The 14,556-nt window shown below is 70.8% G+C and carries 11 protein-coding genes; 8 read left to right on the forward strand and 3 right to left on the reverse strand.

Annotation, left to right across the window (positions count from 1 at the left end; all coding sequences use genetic code 11):
• Window positions 1-3 precede the first annotated feature (3 nt).
• From chvE to mmsB, 3 genes are read left to right on the forward strand one after another with little or no spacing between them, the layout of a single operon-like run.
• Window positions 4-1,107 carry a multiple monosaccharide ABC transporter substrate-binding protein gene (chvE, locus tag ACWEN0_RS29400; protein WP_451980478.1) on the forward strand — a complete coding sequence of 368 codons (1,104 nt, stop codon included), beginning with the start codon at window positions 4-6 and terminating at the stop codon, window positions 1,105-1,107.
• The gene (mmsA, locus tag ACWEN0_RS29405) at window positions 1,104-2,624 is read left to right on the forward strand and encodes a multiple monosaccharide ABC transporter ATP-binding protein (protein WP_451980481.1); all 1,521 of its coding nucleotides are present in this window, start codon (window positions 1,104-1,106) and stop codon (window positions 2,622-2,624) included. Before chvE ends, mmsA begins: the two co-directional genes overlap by 4 nt.
• Window positions 2,621-3,841 (forward strand): multiple monosaccharide ABC transporter permease, encoded by a 1,221-nt coding sequence (mmsB, locus tag ACWEN0_RS29410; protein WP_451980484.1) that lies wholly within the window; start codon window positions 2,621-2,623, stop codon window positions 3,839-3,841. The genes mmsA and mmsB overlap by 4 nt, the downstream gene beginning before the upstream one ends.
• A 56-nt stretch (window positions 3,842-3,897) precedes the next feature.
• Here the strand turns inward: mmsB and ACWEN0_RS29415 are convergent, their stop codons facing one another.
• Window positions 3,898-5,337 (reverse strand): DUF1996 domain-containing protein, encoded by a 1,440-nt coding sequence (locus ACWEN0_RS29415; protein ID WP_451980487.1) that lies wholly within the window; start codon window positions 5,335-5,337, stop codon window positions 3,898-3,900.
• A 220-nt stretch (window positions 5,338-5,557) separates the two neighbouring features.
• Between ACWEN0_RS29415 and ACWEN0_RS29420 the strand changes: the two genes are divergently transcribed.
• Together ACWEN0_RS29420 and ACWEN0_RS29425 are read left to right on the forward strand one after the other, a co-directional pair.
• Complete coding sequence (locus ACWEN0_RS29420; protein ID WP_451980490.1) at window positions 5,558-6,358, forward strand: substrate-binding domain-containing protein; 801 nt, start codon at window positions 5,558-5,560, stop codon at window positions 6,356-6,358.
• Window positions 6,359-6,375: 17 nt separating this feature from the next.
• On the forward strand, window positions 6,376-7,500 hold the full coding sequence (locus tag ACWEN0_RS29425) for an acyl-CoA dehydrogenase family protein (RefSeq protein WP_451980493.1): 1,125 nt from the start codon (window positions 6,376-6,378) through the stop codon (window positions 7,498-7,500).
• Here the strand turns inward: ACWEN0_RS29425 and glpK (ACWEN0_RS29430) are convergent.
• Window positions 7,497-9,446, reverse strand: a complete 1,950-nt coding sequence (gene glpK, locus ACWEN0_RS29430) for a glycerol kinase GlpK (RefSeq protein ID WP_451980496.1) — start codon at window positions 9,444-9,446, stop codon at window positions 7,497-7,499. The two genes, ACWEN0_RS29425 and glpK (ACWEN0_RS29430), sit on opposite strands and share 4 nt — an antisense overlap.
• Window positions 9,447-9,573: 127 nt before the next feature.
• Window positions 9,574-10,341 (reverse strand): IclR family transcriptional regulator, encoded by a 768-nt coding sequence (locus ACWEN0_RS29435; protein ID WP_451980499.1) that lies wholly within the window; start codon window positions 10,339-10,341, stop codon window positions 9,574-9,576.
• A gap of 152 nt (window positions 10,342-10,493) precedes the next feature.
• On the opposite strand from ACWEN0_RS29435, the gene ACWEN0_RS29440 reads away from it, so the two are divergent.
• The 3 genes from ACWEN0_RS29440 to ACWEN0_RS29450 are packed head-to-tail and all read left to right on the forward strand — an operon-like array spanning window position 10,494 to window position 14,554.
• Entirely contained in the window at window positions 10,494-11,315 is an 822-nt protein-coding gene (locus ACWEN0_RS29440) for an MIP/aquaporin family protein (protein WP_451980502.1), read from the forward strand.
• Window positions 11,316-11,330: 15 nt separating this feature from the next.
• Window positions 11,331-12,848 carry a glycerol kinase GlpK gene (glpK, locus tag ACWEN0_RS29445; protein WP_451980505.1) on the forward strand — a complete coding sequence of 506 codons (1,518 nt, stop codon included), beginning with the start codon at window positions 11,331-11,333 and terminating at the stop codon, window positions 12,846-12,848.
• A 17-nt stretch (window positions 12,849-12,865) separates the two neighbouring features.
• A complete protein-coding gene (locus ACWEN0_RS29450; RefSeq protein ID WP_451980508.1) occupies window positions 12,866-14,554 on the forward strand; it encodes a glycerol-3-phosphate dehydrogenase/oxidase in 1,689 nt (562 codons plus the stop codon).
• The last annotated feature ends 2 nt before the right edge of the window (window positions 14,555-14,556 follow it).

A 14,556-nucleotide genomic window follows, 5' to 3' on the forward strand; every position in this document is an offset into this window, starting at 1 on the left:
ACAATGAAGTTCATTCGAGGAATCGCGGGGATCGCCGCCGCGGGACTGGTGCTCACGCTCTCGGCGTGCGGCTCGAGCCAGAAGACGGCGGACCAGGCGGCCGCGTCGAGCGCCAGTGCGGCGGGCGGTCTGGTCGGCGTCACCATGCCGACGAAGTCGTCGGAACGCTGGATCCACGACGGCGACAACATCAAGGCCGCCCTGGAGAAGCTCGGCTACCAGGTCGACCTGCAGTACGCCGAGAACGACATCCCCACCCAGGTGAACCAGATCGAGAACCAGATCACCAAGGGCGCGAAGCTCCTGGTCATCGCCTCGATCGACGGCACCGCCATCACCACCCAGCTGCAGGAGGCGGCCGACCGCAAGATCCCGGTCATCGCCTACGACCGGCTGATCCGCAACTCGCCCAACGTCGACTACTACGCCACCTTCGACAACTTCAAGGTCGGCGTCGAGCAGGCGAACTCGCTGGTCAAGGGCCTGGGTGACGGGCCGGGACCGTTCAACGTCGAGCTGTTCGCCGGGTCGCCGGACGACAACAACGCCACGTTCTTCTTCAACGGCGCGATGTCCGTGCTCAAGCCCCTGATGGACAGCGGCAAGCTCGTCGTGAAGAGCGGCCAGACCGACTTCGCCCGCGCGGCCATCCTGCGCTGGGACCCGGCCACCGCGCAGCGGCGCATGGAGGACCTGCTCACCAAGACCTACACCGGTGGCGCCAAGGTCGCGGGCGTGCTCTCGCCGTACGACGGGCTGTCGATCGGTATCCTCTCGGCCCTGAAGAGCAACGGCTACGGCACCGCCGGCCAGCCCTACCCGGTCGTCACCGGGCAGGACGCCGAGGTCGCCTCGGTCAAGTCCATCATCGCCGGTGAGCAGTACTCGACGGTCTTCAAGGACACCCGCAAGCTCGCCGACACCACGGTCAAGATGGCCGACGCCGTCCTCAAGGGCCAGCAGCCCGAGGTCAACAACACCAAGGACTACGACAACGGCAAGAAGGTCGTCCCGTCGTACCTGCTGCAGCCGGTGACCGTGGACAAGACGAACTACCAGAAGGAGCTCGTCGACTCCGGCTACTACACGGCAGGTCAGCTGAAATGACCGAACTGCTCGGCATGCGCGGGATCACCAAGACCTTCCCCGGGGTCAAGGCGCTGTCGGACGTCACGCTTTCCGTGCGCCGCGGGGAGATCCACGCGATCTGCGGGGAGAACGGCGCCGGGAAGTCCACCCTGATGAAGGTGCTCTCCGGCGTCCACCCCCACGGGACGTACGACGGCGAGATCGTCTTCGACGGGCAGCGGTGCGAGTTCGGGTCGGTGCGCGACAGCGAACGGCGCGGGATCGTGATCATCCACCAGGAGCTCGCGCTGTGCGGCCAGCTGTCGATCGCGGAGAACATCTTCCTCGGCAACGAGCGGCGCAAGCGCGGCTGGATCGACTGGAACCGCACCAACCACGAGGCCGGCGCGCTGCTCCAGCGCGTCGGCCTCGCCGAAAACGCGACCAGGGCGGTGCAGGAGCTCGGCGTCGGCAAGCAGCAGCTGGTCGAGATCGCCAAGGCGCTGTCCAAAGAGGTCGAGCTGCTCATCCTCGACGAGCCGACCGCGGCGCTGAACGACGACGACTCGGCGCACCTGCTCGACCTCCTGCGCGGGCTGCGCGACGAGGGCGTCACGTGCGTGATCATCTCGCACAAGCTCGGCGAGGTAACCGCGATCGCGGACACCGTCACGATCCTGCGCGACGGCAAGACGATCGAGACGCTCGACGCGGCGGGCCTGACCGAGGAACGCATCATCACCGGGATGGTCGGGCGCGACCTCGAGCACCGGTTCCCGCCCCGGGAGCCGGACATCGGCGAAGAGGTGCTGCGGATCGAGGACTGGACGGTCTACAGCCCCAACCAGCCCGACTGGCTCGTCGTCGACCACGCGTCGCTCTCGCTGCGGCGCGGGGAGATCGTCGGGCTGGCCGGGCTGATGGGCGCGGGCCGGACCGAGCTCGCGATGAGCGTGTTCGGCCGGTCCTACGGCAAGAACATCACCGGGCGGATCTTCAAGCACGGCGAGGAGATCGACGTCCGGTCGGTGCGCGACGCCGTCCGCCACGGCATCGCGTACGCCACCGAAGACCGGAAGCGCTACGGGCTCAACCTGATCGAGGACATCCAGCGCAACGTGTCCGCGGCCGGGCTGGGCAAGCTGGCGAAGCGGGGGTGGGTGAACGAGCACGCCGAGCACGACACGGCCGCCCGCTACCACCGCGAGCTGCGGATCAAGGCGCCGTCCGTGCGCAGCGTGACCGGGAAGCTCTCCGGCGGCAACCAGCAGAAGGTCGTGCTGGCCAAGTGGATCTTCACCGACCCGGACGTGCTGATCCTCGACGAGCCGACCCGCGGCATCGACGTCGGCGCCAAGTTCGAGATCTACACGATCATCAACGAGCTGGCGGCGCAGGGGAAGGCGGTGCTGGTCATCTCCTCCGAGCTGCCGGAGCTGCTCGGGCTCTGCGACCGGATCTACGCGCTGTCGGCGGGGCGGATCACCGGCGAGGCGACCCGCGAGAAAGCCACCCAGGAACTGCTGATGCAGTACATGACCAAGGAACGGGAATGACCACGACCGAAGCGCGGCCCGACGCGCCCCCGGCCGAGCGCTCCGCCCGGCGGATCTCGATCAACCCGCGCCAGAGCGGCATCTACGTCGCGTTCGCGCTGATCGTGGTGCTGTTCGAGGTGCTCACCGGCGGCGCGCTGCTGGAACCGCAGAACATCTCCAACATCATCGTGCAGAACAGCTACGTGCTGATCCTCGCGATCGGGATGATCCTGGTGATCATCTCCGGGCACATCGACCTGTCCGCCGGGTCGGTCGTCGCGATGACCGGCGCGGTGTCGGCCGTGCTGATGGTGAACTGGCAGCTGCCGTGGTTCTGGGCGGTGCTGATCACCCTGGTCGTCGGCGCGGTGATCGGCGCGTGGCAGGGCTACTGGGTCGCCTACTTCGGCATCCCGGCGTTCATCGTCACCCTGGCCGGGATGCTGGCGTTCCGGGCCCTGACCCTGACGGTGCTCGGCAACCAGGGCATCGGCCCGTTCCCGGACGCGATCCGCACGCTGTCGAACGGTTTCACCGACGGCTACCTGGGCAACATCGGCCTCGGCCCGCTGGGCGGCGCCGACCTGGTGTCGCTGCTCGCGGGCGTCGCGGCGGTGGCCGGGATCGCGTTCACGCAGTGGCGCAAGCGCGCGGGCCGGCTCGGCTACGGCCAGGACGTCGACCCGTTCCCGGTGTTCGTGCTGAAGATCGCCGGGATCGCGGTACTGGTGCTGGCCCTGGTCGTGCAGCTGGCGCGGTTCAAGAACCTGCCGTGGGTGCTGATCCTGCTGGCCGCGCTGGTGCTCGGCTACTCGCTGGTGGCGGGCAAGTCGGTGTTCGGCCGGCACATCTACGCCGTGGGCGGCAACCTGCAGGCCGCGACGCTCTCGGGTGTCAAGGTCAAGTCGGTGACGTTCTGGATCTTCGTCAACATGGGTGTGCTGGCGGCGCTGGCCGGGATCATCTTCGCGGGCCGGCTCAACCAGGCGGGCCCGACGGCGGGTGTCAACTTCGAGCTGGACGCGATCGCGGCGGCCTTCATCGGCGGCGCGGCGGTCCAGGGCGGCGTCGGCAAGGTGGTCGGCGCGATCACCGGCGGCCTGATCATGGCGGTGATCAACAACGGCATGTCCCTGATCGGCGCCCCGAGCGAGCGGGTGATGCTGGTCAAGGGCGTCGTGCTGCTGGCGGCGGTCGCGTACGACATCTGGACCAAGCGCCGCGCGGCTTCCTGACCCGGCTGTCGTGAGTGGTAATTCGGGTGGGAACCCGAATTACCACTCACGACGCCTCACTGGTTGCAGCGCTTGCCGGTGTTGATGCAGTTGACGACCTGGTTCATCAGCCGCTGGCCCATGACGTTGGCGAAGTCGTCGTGGTCCGAGCGGGGGTTGTGGCTTTCCTGCGGGAAGGCGTCCACTTTGTACTGGCCCTTGACCTGGACGTCGTGCGGGATGTCGTAGACCAGCTTGATCACCAGCTGCGGCACGTTCTCGAAGCCCTGCGGGCACTTGCCCTGCTGGTCGGCGAACACGATGTGCGTGCGGTGGTTGGCGCTGTCGATGTTCTTGCCGTCCCAGCAGTTCGGGAAGGCGTGGATGCGCTCCACCCGGCTGCCCTGCGGGCAGATCGGGTAGTGGTCGGTCAGCCGGTCTTCGAAGCCCGTGCACGTCCAGCTCGGCCGGGCGTTGGCCGGGCCGTTGGTGCTCTGCTTGGCGTCGCCGTAGAGAATGCGGAGGAACTGCGGCATCGCGACGACCTTGTTCGCGCCGCCGCTGGTGAACGTGATCGTCGCCGAGCGGACGCGCTGGATCGCGCCGTCGTTGCCGGCCACTTCGTTCTTGTCGTTGACGCCGGGCAATGCCGCGGGCTTGCCGGTGCTGTTCTGGCCGCCGTTGTCGAGCCCGCCCTGGCCGTTCTGCTTGAGCACGCACGCCGCGAGCCCGCCCAGGTTCGTCGGCTTCGCCGCCCGGCGGCCGATCGCGATGGCGATCCGGTCGATCGTCGCGGCGCGCTTGTCCTTCAGCGGGCCGACGACGGCGTTCTGGATGTCCTGCGACGTCTTCAGGTCACCCTTCGCGATCCGCGCGTTCGCCTCGTCGATCTGCTTGTCGAGCAGGTCGAGGTTGCGGTTCACCTCGTCCATCGCCTGGTCGGGGACGTCGGGGAGCTTGCTCGCGACGTCCGGGCAGTCGACCTGGGTGCTCGCCTTGTCGCTCGCGCTGGCGGCGCGGTCGGGCTGGGTGGCGGGCGGGTTCTCGTCCTCGCCGCCGGTGTCGATGCGGACGACGGGCCAGAAGTAGGCGGACTTGTCGCCGTTGCGGCACGTCGTGCCGGCCTTCGCCAGGCTCTTGTTGTTGGAATCGGCGTTCGTCGAAAGGTTTCCGACGTAGTCGTGCAGGTGCTGGGCGCCGTTCTTGACGCCGGGCTGGGCGATGAAGTTGTCGGGGTTGAAGTGCTGGTTTTCGTTGCGGCCGCAGTCCACGGTGAACGTGCCGCGCGCGCCTTTGCCCTGCAGCGCTTTGTTCACGTTAACACCAGAGGGCACCTTTGCGATGTCGATGAAGAACGACGCGTCGGCGGGGTCGGCGCTCGCTTCACCGGTGCGTCCGGCCGTGGTCGCGACCACGATGCCGCCGGCGGCGAGCGCGAGGGCGAGGCCGCCCGTCGCGATCTTGGTGCGGCGGGTGATGCGATGTCTGCCCGTGGCGGGGGAGGTTTTCCGGGGCATGGTCACCTTCTTCGGTTGTTCCGGGCACGACGGGACCGGCCTGCGTGCCCGGCGGGGAAACGCGCGGAACCCGGGGGAGCGACCCGGCTTCCGGGGTCACTGGTTCCGGCACTGGCAGAAACGGGCGCGGCGCGGAGCCGGTTCAACGCCGTTATCGGTTTGTTATTTATGGAAAGTGAAAGAAGTTCACGTCCAGTCGTGTGATCGTTAACATCGGCGCATGCCCGACGACGCAGGTCCAGCCCGGCGGGGCACGCTCGGCGTGATCGCCACCGGCACCGAAGCGTCGGGCCCGGTCCTGCACGGTCTCCGCGCGGCCGCCCGCGAACACGGCTTCGCCCTCAACGTCTTCAGCGTGCCGGGGCACGGCCGCCCGGCCGTGCTCGCGGCGGTGGCGGGCCTGCGGCTGCAGGGCGTGGCGGGGATCGTCGTGCTGGACCCGCGGCTCGTCGAGGACCTGCCGCGCGCCCTCGGCGTCCCGCTGGTCGCGGCCGCGTCCGCCGACCAGTACGAGGGCGCCCGAAGAGCCACCGAGCACCTCCTCGAGCTCGGCCACCCGACGGTCTGGCACGTCGGCGGGCCCGAGAACCGCCCGGTCGCCCGCGACCGGGAGCGGGGCTGGCGCGAAACGCTGGAACGCCACGGCGCCGACGTGCCCCCGGTCGTCCGCGGCGACTGGTCGGCCCGCTCCGGCTACCGCGCCGGGCAGTCGCTCGCCGTCGAAGCCGGGGTGTGCGCGGTGTTCACGGCCAACGACCACATGGCCCTCGGCCTCCTGGCGGCGTTCGCGGAGGCGGGGATGCGGGTCCCGCGCGACGCGCACGTCGTCGGCTTCGACGACGTCCCCGAGGCGGCCTACTTCGCGCCGCCGCTGACGACGATCCGCCAGGACCGCGTCGCCGCGGGCCGGCAGACGCTGGCGGTCCTCACCGCGCTGATCGACGGCGTGGCCCCGCTGCCGCGCATCCCGGTCGAAGTGCGGCTGGTGGTCCGGGAAAGCAGCCGTCCGTCGGGGCCCTGAGCGGCTACCCTGAAACGATGGCGCGCACCTGGGGGACCTCGCCGGCGTTCGACGCGGCGCTGGCGGAGGTGGCGAGCCGGGCCGGGGAGTTCACCCGGCGGCGGCACGTGCCGCCCGACGTCGTCGGCAAGTTCCGCCTCGCCGGCTTCTACCGCGCGACCACCCCGAAGCGGTTCGGCGGCGACGCGCGACCGCCCGCGGAGTTCCTCCGCATGGTCGAGCGGATGTCCGAAGTGGACGGTTCGGCCGGCTGGGTCGCGAGCTTCGGCTCGTCGGGCGTCTACCTCGCGGCCCTCCCGCCGGAAACCCAGGCGCTGCTCTACGCCGACGGGCCCGACCTCGTCTTCGCCGGCGCGCTCTTCCCCGTGCAGCCGGCCGAAGCGGTGCCCGGCGGCTTCCGCGTGCGCGGGCAGTGGCGCCTGGCCAGCGGCTGCCTCGCCGCCGACTACCTCGGCGTCGGCATCGGGGCCGGCGAAACCGGCCGGCCGCGCACCGCGGTGCTGCCCGCCGCCGACGTCGAGGTCGTCGACACCTGGGACGCGGTCGGGATGCGCGGCACCGGCAGCCACGACCTGCGCGTGGACGGCGTCGTCGTCCCGGCGGAGTGGACGTTCGTCCGCGGCGGCGCGGCCACGATCGACGAGCCGCTCTACCGCTACCCGGCGCTCGCCTACGCCGCCCAAGTGCTCGCGGTGGTCAACCTCGGCATCGCGCGCGCCGCGCTGAACCACGTGACCGGCTTCGCCGCCGGCCGCACCGGGCTCACCGGCGGGCCCGCGCTCGCCGACCGCGCGTACGCCCGGATCGCGCTGGCGAAGGCCGAAGCGGACCTCCGTTCGGTGCGGGCGTTCTTCTACGAGGCCACTGACGAAGCCTGGGAAGCGGCGCTGGCGGGCACGCCGGAGCCGGCCCAGGCGAGCCTGCTCCGGTTGGCGGCGGCGCACGCGGCCCGCGTCGGCTTCGAGGTGGTCGAGGCGGCGTACCGCCTCGGCGGGACGGCGGCGATCGGGAGCGACCATCCGTTGCAACGTCACCTGCGCGACGCGGCGGTGGTGCCCCAGCACGCGTTCCTCACCGAAGGCGTGTACGACGCCGCGGGCGCGGTCTTCCTGGGCGCGCAACCCTTCCCGGGCTATCCCTAGAGCGTCAGCCGGTCGCCGAGGTCGCGGACGTGCGCGGCCTCGCCGCAACCGAGGCCCAGCTGGCGGCGGCGCTCCGCCACGAACGCCCGGCCGAGGCCCGTCCGGTCCGAAGTGGACATCGTGCGGCGCAGCTCGTTGAGCAGGCCGCGTTCCTCGCCGCGGACGTGCGCGTCGACGACGTTCTCCAAGCGCAGCAACGCCTTCTCGAAGTCGTCGCCCTCCAGCACGGCCAGGAGGTCGTCGGCGAACGGTGCGCCGGGGCCGGCGGGCCGGACGATCCGCTCGGTCGCCGTCGCGTGCGCGACCAGCAGCGCCGCCAGCTCCGCGACCAGCGCGGGGCGGTCGGCCTCGGTGTTGCGCAGGTCGCGGAAGAGCTGCTCGAACCGTCGGTGGTCGGCCAGCAGCACCTCGACCAGGTCCGAGCCGGGCGCGACCGCGGCCGGGCCGGGACGCATCCAGCCGAACGTCAGCTCCACCGCCTGGCGCCAGTGCGCGTACTCGGAGTCGCGGCGGGCCGGATCCATCGCGGGCAGCCACTGCCCGGCGCGGTGCCAGTTGCGCCGCAGCCCTTCGAGGTCCGGCCAGTACCCGACGGACAGCCCGGCCGCGTAAGCCGCGCCGAGCGACACCGTCTCGGCCACCATCGGGCGGACGACCGGCACGTCGAGGACGTCCGCGACGAACTGCATCAGCAGGTTGTCGGCGGTCATCCCGCCGTCGACCTTCAGGGACGAGAGCGCGAGCCCGGAGTCGGCGTTCATCGCGTCGACGACCTCGCGCGTCTGCCAGCCGGTCGCCTCCAGCACGGCCCGCGCGAGGTGGCCCTTGGTGATGTACGACGTCAAGCCGGCGATCACGCCGCGCGCTTCGCTGTGCCAGTGCGGCGCGAACAGGCCGGAGAACGCGGGCACGATGTAGCAGCCGCCGTTGTCCTCGACCGTCCGCGCGAGGGTCTCGATCTCGGGCGCGCTGCCGATCAGCTCGAGGCCGTCGCGGAACCACTGCACCAGCGACCCGGTGACGGCGATCGAGCCTTCCAGGGCGTACACCGCGGGCTCGTCGCCGATCTTGAAGCCGACCGTGGTGAGCATGCCGTGGGTGGACAGCACGGGTGTCGAACCGGTGTTGAGCAGCAGGAAGCTGCCGGTGCCGTACGTGCACTTCGCCTCGCCGGGCGCGAAGCACGTCTGGCCGAACAGCGCGGCCTGCTGGTCGCCGAGCGCCGCCGCGATCCGGATGCCCGGGACCACGCGGGACGTCGTCCCGTAGACCTCGGTCGACGAGCGGATCTCCGGCAGCATCGCGCGGGGGACGTCGAAGAAGTCGAGCAGCTCGTCGTCCCAGGACAGCGTGCGCAGGTTCATCAGCATGGTGCGCGAGGCGTTGGTGACGTCGGTGACGTGCACGCCGCCTTCGGACCCGCCGGTGAGGTTCCAGATGAGCCAGGACTCGATGGTGCCGAACAGGACGTCGCCGCGCTCGGCGCGTTCGCGCAGGCCGGGCGTGCGTTCGAGCAGCCAGCGGACGCGCGGCGCGGAGAAGTACGTCGCCAGCGGCAGGCCGCAGAGCTGCCGCACGCGGTCGGCGCCGGGTTCGCGGGCCAGCTGTTCGAGCATCGAGTCGGTGCGGGTGTCCTGCCAGACGATCGCGCGCCCGATCGGGTTGCCGGTGTGCCGGTCCCACAGCACGGTCGTCTCGCGCTGGTTGGCGATCCCGAGCCCGACGACCTGGTCCGCGGTCGCGCCGGCGTCGGCGAGGGCCTGCGGCACGATCCGGGACAGGTTCCGCCAGATCTCGACGGCGTCGTGCTCCACCCAGCCGGGCCGCGGGAAGTGCTGCTGGTGCTCCCGCTGCACGACCGAGACGAGCCGGCCGCGGGCGTCGAACAGGATGCACCGGGTGGAGGTGGTGCCCTGGTCGATGGACATCACGTACCGCTGGACCACGCCTGCACCTCCTCGGAAGCCGACCGCCCGGGATGGCCGGGTAGTGCGCGGCGGGGATCCTGCCCGGCGGCGGGCGTGCCGGGGGTGGGGGACCGGCGGGGTCGGTCGTCGGGCACGCGCACCTCCTTCACCATCGGGACGCACCCAGGTCACGGGACACCGCGCGCGCCGCGTCGCGGACGTGGCCGAGCAGCCGGGGGCTCGGGCCGCCGTCCGGCTCGCAGACGCGCTCCACCGCGCCCGTCACGCCGATCGCGCCGACCACGATGCCGCCGTGGCCGCGGATCGGCGCGGCGATCCCGGCTTCGCCGGAGATCATCTCGCCGTTCTCGACGGCCCAGCCGGCCTCGCGCACCTTGCCGCAGGCGCGCTTGATCGCCGTCTGCGTGACCAGGGTCCGGCGGGTGTAGGCCTCGGGTTCGCCGGTGCGCAACGATGCCACGAGAGTCGTGTCGTAGGCCAGCAGCACTTTGCCGAGCGCGGTCGCGTGCAGCGGCAGGAGCGTGCCGACGTCGAGGGACTGCAGGCTGTCGTCCGGGCGGAACACGTGGTGCACCACCAGCACGCGGCCCTCCAGCGGCGCCCCGATCCGGACGGCCTCGCCACTGCGCGCGGCCAGCGCGTCCGCCCAGTTGATGGCCCGCGACCGCAGTTCGTTGACGTCCAGGTAGCTCGTGCCCAGGTGCAGCAGCGCCGCGCCGAGCTGGTACTTGCCGGTGTCGCGGTCCTGCTCGACGAACCCGACGCCCTGCAGCGTGCGCAGGATCCCGTGCGCGGTGCCCTTGGCCAGTTCGAGGGATTCGGCGATCTCGCCGACACCCAGCCGGCCCGTGCCGCGCGCCAGCAACCGCAGGATCGCGGCGGCGCGTTCGATGGACTGGATCGGACCGGGCACGACCCCAACCTAACCCGACCGGCCCTGATTCGACAATGTCGAACATCCACATCGGCCGTTCGACAATGCCGACCGGCGTCCGTTGACCGCTCCGCAACCCGAACTTAACTTTCACTCACCAGGGGGAAGAACGGTCCTTTGTGGAGGAAGCAATGGTGCGAAACCTCAAGGCCCACGGGCTCGCCGGCGAGATGGCCGCCGAGTTCGTGGGGACGATGATCCTCATCCTGTTCGGGTGCGGGGTGGTGGCGCAGGTCGCCGCCGCGGGCATCGGGGACCACGACAGCATCGCCTGGGCCTGGGGACTCGGCGTCACGCTCGGTGTCTACGTCGCTTCGCGGATCAGCGGCGCACACCTGAACCCGGCCGTGACCGTCGCGCTGGCCGTGTTCAAGGGCTTCGAATGGCGCAAGGTCGCCCCCTACGCCCTGGCCCAGACCGCCGGTGCGTTCCTCGCCGCGCTGCTCGTGCGCTGGAACTACACCGAGGTGCTCCACGCCAAGGACCCCGGCCTCACGATCAAGACCCAGGGTGTCTTCTCGACCCTCCCGGGTAACGGCACGCTCCCGGTGGGTGACTGGGGCGCCTTCCGCGACCAGATCATCGGCACCGCGATCCTCGTCCTGGTGATCTTCGCCATCACCGACCTCCGCAACACCTCGCCGGGCGCGAACCTGGCGCCGGTCGTCGTCGGCTTCCTGGTCGTCGCGATCGGCATGGCCTGGGGCACCGACGCCGGCTACGCGATCAACCCGGCCCGCGACTTCGGCCCCCGCCTGGCCTCCTGGCTGACCGGCTACGACACGGCCTGGTCCGACCAATACGGCTTCCCCTACTGGTGGATCCCGATCGTGGCCCCCGTCATCGGCGCGGTCATCGGCGGCGGGATCTACAAGTTCCTCATCGAGCGCCACCTGCCCGCGGGTGAGCCGCTCGACGCCATGCCCGCCAAGGACCTCGAGCCCGCCAACTGAGTGAGGAGCACCCCCATGCCTGACTACGTCGGCGCGGTTGACCAAGGCACCACCAGCACCCGCTTCATGATCTTCGACCACGGCGGCAACGAGATCGCCCGCCACCAGCTCGAGCACGAGCAGATCCTGCCCAAGCCCGGCTGGGTCGAGCACGACGCCACCGAGATCTGGGAACGCACCCGCTCGGTCATCGCGACCGCGCTCAACAAGGCGAACCTGACCCACAGTGACCTCGCCGCGCTGGGCATCACCAACCAGCGCGAGACGACTGTCGTGTGGAACCGCCGCACCGGACGCCCGTACTACAACGCGATCGTCTGGCAGGACACCCGCACCGACCGGATCGCCTCGGCGCTGGAGCGCGAGGGCAAGGGCGACGTCATCCGCCGCAAGGCCGGCCTGCCGCCCGCGACGTACTTCTCCGGCGGCAAGCTGCAGTGGATCCTCGAAAACGTCGACGGCGTCCGCGAAGACGCCGAGAAGGGCGACGCCCTCTTCGGCACGACGGACTCGTGGCTGATCTGGAACCTCACCGGCGGCCCGAACGGCGGCGTCCACGTGACCGACCCGACCAACGCGTCGCGCACCATGCTGATGGACCTCGAGACCCTCGAATGGGACGACGAGCTCCTGTCGTTCTTCAACGTCCCGAAGCAGATGCTGCCGGCGATCCGGCCGTCGTCGAACCCCGGCTTCTTCGGCACCACCCGCGCCGACGGCCCGCTCGGCGGCGAGGTCGCGCTCACCGGCGTCCTCGGCGACCAGCAGGCCGCGACCGTCGGCCAGGTGTGCTTCCGGCCCGGCGAGGCCAAGAACACCTACGGCACCGGCAACTTCCTGCTGCTCAACACCGGCCACGAGCTGGTCCGCTCGAAGCACGGCCTGCTCACGACGCTGTGCTACCAGTTCGGCGACGACAAGCCGGTCTACGCGCTGGAAGGCTCGATCGCCGTCACCGGTTCGGCCGTGCAGTGGCTGCGCGACCAGCTGGGCATCATCAGCGGCGCGGCGCAGAGCGAGAGCCTGGCCCGCCAGGTCGAGGACAACGGCGGCGTCTACTTCGTCCCGGCGTTCTCGGGCCTGTTCGCGCCGTACTGGCGCTCGGACGCCCGCGGCGCGATCGTCGGGCTCACCCGCGCCACGACCAACGCGCACATCGCGCGGGCCACCCTGGAGGCGATCTGCTACCAGACCCGCGACGTCGTCGAGGCCATGCAGAACGACTCGGGCGTCACGCTCGACGTGCTGCGCGTGGACGGTGGCGTCACCGCCAACGAACTGTGCATGCAGCTGCAGGCGGACATCCTCGGCGTGCCGGTGTCGAAGCCGGTCGTCGCCGAGACCACCGCGCTCGGCGCCGCCTACGCGGCCGGGCTGGCCGTCGGGTTCTGGCGCTCGACCGACGAGCTCGAGCAGAACTGGAACGAGGACAAGCGCTGGGCGCCGTCGTGGACGGACGAGCAGCGCGCGGAGGGCTACGCGGGCTGGCAGAAGGCCGTCGGCCGCACGCTCGACTGGGTCGACGTGCAGTGACCACAAGGAGGAACACCGTGACACCGCTATCCCCGGCTTACCGCGCGGAGACCCTGCGCAAGCTGGCTCGTGAAGAGGTCGACGTCCTGGTCGTCGGCGGGGGAGTGACCGGCGCCGGCGTCGCGCTCGACGCGGCGTCACGGGGGCTCTCGACCGCGCTGGTCGAGGCCCGCGACTTCGCCGCCGGCACGTCCAGCCGGTCGTCGAAGCTGATCCACGGTGGCCTGCGCTACCTGGAGCAGCTGGACTTCAAGCTGGTGCGCGAAGCCCTGAAGGAGCGGGGCCTGCTGCTGCAGAAGCTGGCCCCGCACCTGGTGCGGCCGGTGAAGTTCCTGGTCCCGTTGCAGCACCGGGTGTGGGAGCGCGGCTACATCGGCGCCGGCGTCACGCTGTACGACACCCTCGGCGGCGCGCGGGCGCTGCCGAGGCACCGGCACCTGTCGAAGCGCGGCGCGTTCAAGGCCGCGCCGGGCCTGGCCGACGACGCGCTGATCGGCGCGATCCAGTACTACGACGCCCAGGTCGACGACGCCCGCCACACGATGACCATCGCGCGGACGGCGGCCGAGCAGGGTGCTTCGGTGCTGACGCGGGCCCGCGTGACGTCGCTGCTTCGCGACGGCGAGCGGGTGGTCGGCGCGAAGGTCGTGGATCGCGAAAGCGGCGTCGAGTTCGAGATCCGGGCGCGCACGGTGGTCGCCGCGACCGGCGTGTGGAGCGACGACATGGCGGAGGCGGCCGGGATCCCCGCGCCGTTCACCGTGCGCGCGTCGAAGGGCATCCACCTGGTGGTGCCGCGGGAGAAGATCGACCTCGACACCGGGCTGATCCTGCGCACCGAGAAGAGCGTGCTGTTCGTGATCCCGTGGGGCCGCCACTGGATCGTCGGCACGACGGACACCGAGTGGGACCTCGACCGCGAGCACCCGGCGGCGAGCCGCGCGGACGTCGACTACGTGCTGGACCACCTCAACGCCGTCCTGCGTACCCCCGTGACGCACGACGACATCGAGGGCGTCTACGCCGGGCTTCGGCCGTTGCTGGCGGCGAAGGCGGCCGCGACGACGAAGCTGTCGCGGGAGCACGCCGTGGCGCACCCGGTGCCGGGCCTGGTGATCGTGGCCGGCGGCAAGTACACGACGTACCGGGTGATGGCCGCGGACACCGTCGACGTCGTGGTCGAGGAGGTCGGCCGCCCGGCCCCGCCGTCGTGGACCGACCGGCTGCCGATCGTCGGCGCCGAGGGGTACCACGAGCTGTGGGAAGACCGGTACTCGGTCGCGTCGAAGACGGGACTGTCGCTGACCCGCGTCGAGCACCTGCTGCAGCGGTACGGGACGCGGATCTGGAACCTCGTCTCGCTGATGGAAGAAGACCCGTCGCTGGCTTCGCCGATCACGGAGACCTCCGAATACCTTCGCGTGGAAGCCGTGTACGCGGTTTCGCACGAAGGCGCGTTGCACCTGGAGGACGTCCTGACCCGGCGGACGCGGATCTCGATCGAGGAACGCGACCGCGGCGTCGCGGCGGCCCCGGTGGTCGCTTCGCTGATGGCACCGCTGCTGGGCTGGGATGCGCACCGCACGGACCGCGAGGTGGCGAACTACCTGGCCCGCGTCGAGGCGGAGCGCTCGGCACAGGAAGCCCCGGACGACGCGGCGGCGAACGCCACCCGCCTCGCGGCGCCGGCGCTCCTGCCGAGCTGATC

The organism is Amycolatopsis sp. NPDC004378 (genome assembly GCF_053602455.1).

Coding starts and splice junctions, on each gene's coding strand:
- mmsA (WP_451980481.1), top strand. CDS start 1,104: ATGACCGAACTGCTCGGCATGCGCGGGATCACCAAGACCTTCCCCGGG.
- ACWEN0_RS29415 (WP_451980487.1), bottom strand. CDS start 5,337: ATGCCCCGGAAAACCTCCCCCGCCACGGGCAGACATCGCATCACCCGC.
- ACWEN0_RS29420 (WP_451980490.1), top strand. CDS start 5,558: ATGCCCGACGACGCAGGTCCAGCCCGGCGGGGCACGCTCGGCGTGATC.
- ACWEN0_RS29425 (WP_451980493.1), top strand. CDS start 6,376: ATGGCGCGCACCTGGGGGACCTCGCCGGCGTTCGACGCGGCGCTGGCG.
- chvE (WP_451980478.1), top strand. CDS start 4: ATGAAGTTCATTCGAGGAATCGCGGGGATCGCCGCCGCGGGACTGGTG.
- mmsB (WP_451980484.1), top strand. CDS start 2,621: ATGACCACGACCGAAGCGCGGCCCGACGCGCCCCCGGCCGAGCGCTCC.
- glpK (WP_451980505.1), top strand. CDS start 11,331: ATGCCTGACTACGTCGGCGCGGTTGACCAAGGCACCACCAGCACCCGC.
- ACWEN0_RS29440 (WP_451980502.1), top strand. CDS start 10,494: ATGGTGCGAAACCTCAAGGCCCACGGGCTCGCCGGCGAGATGGCCGCC.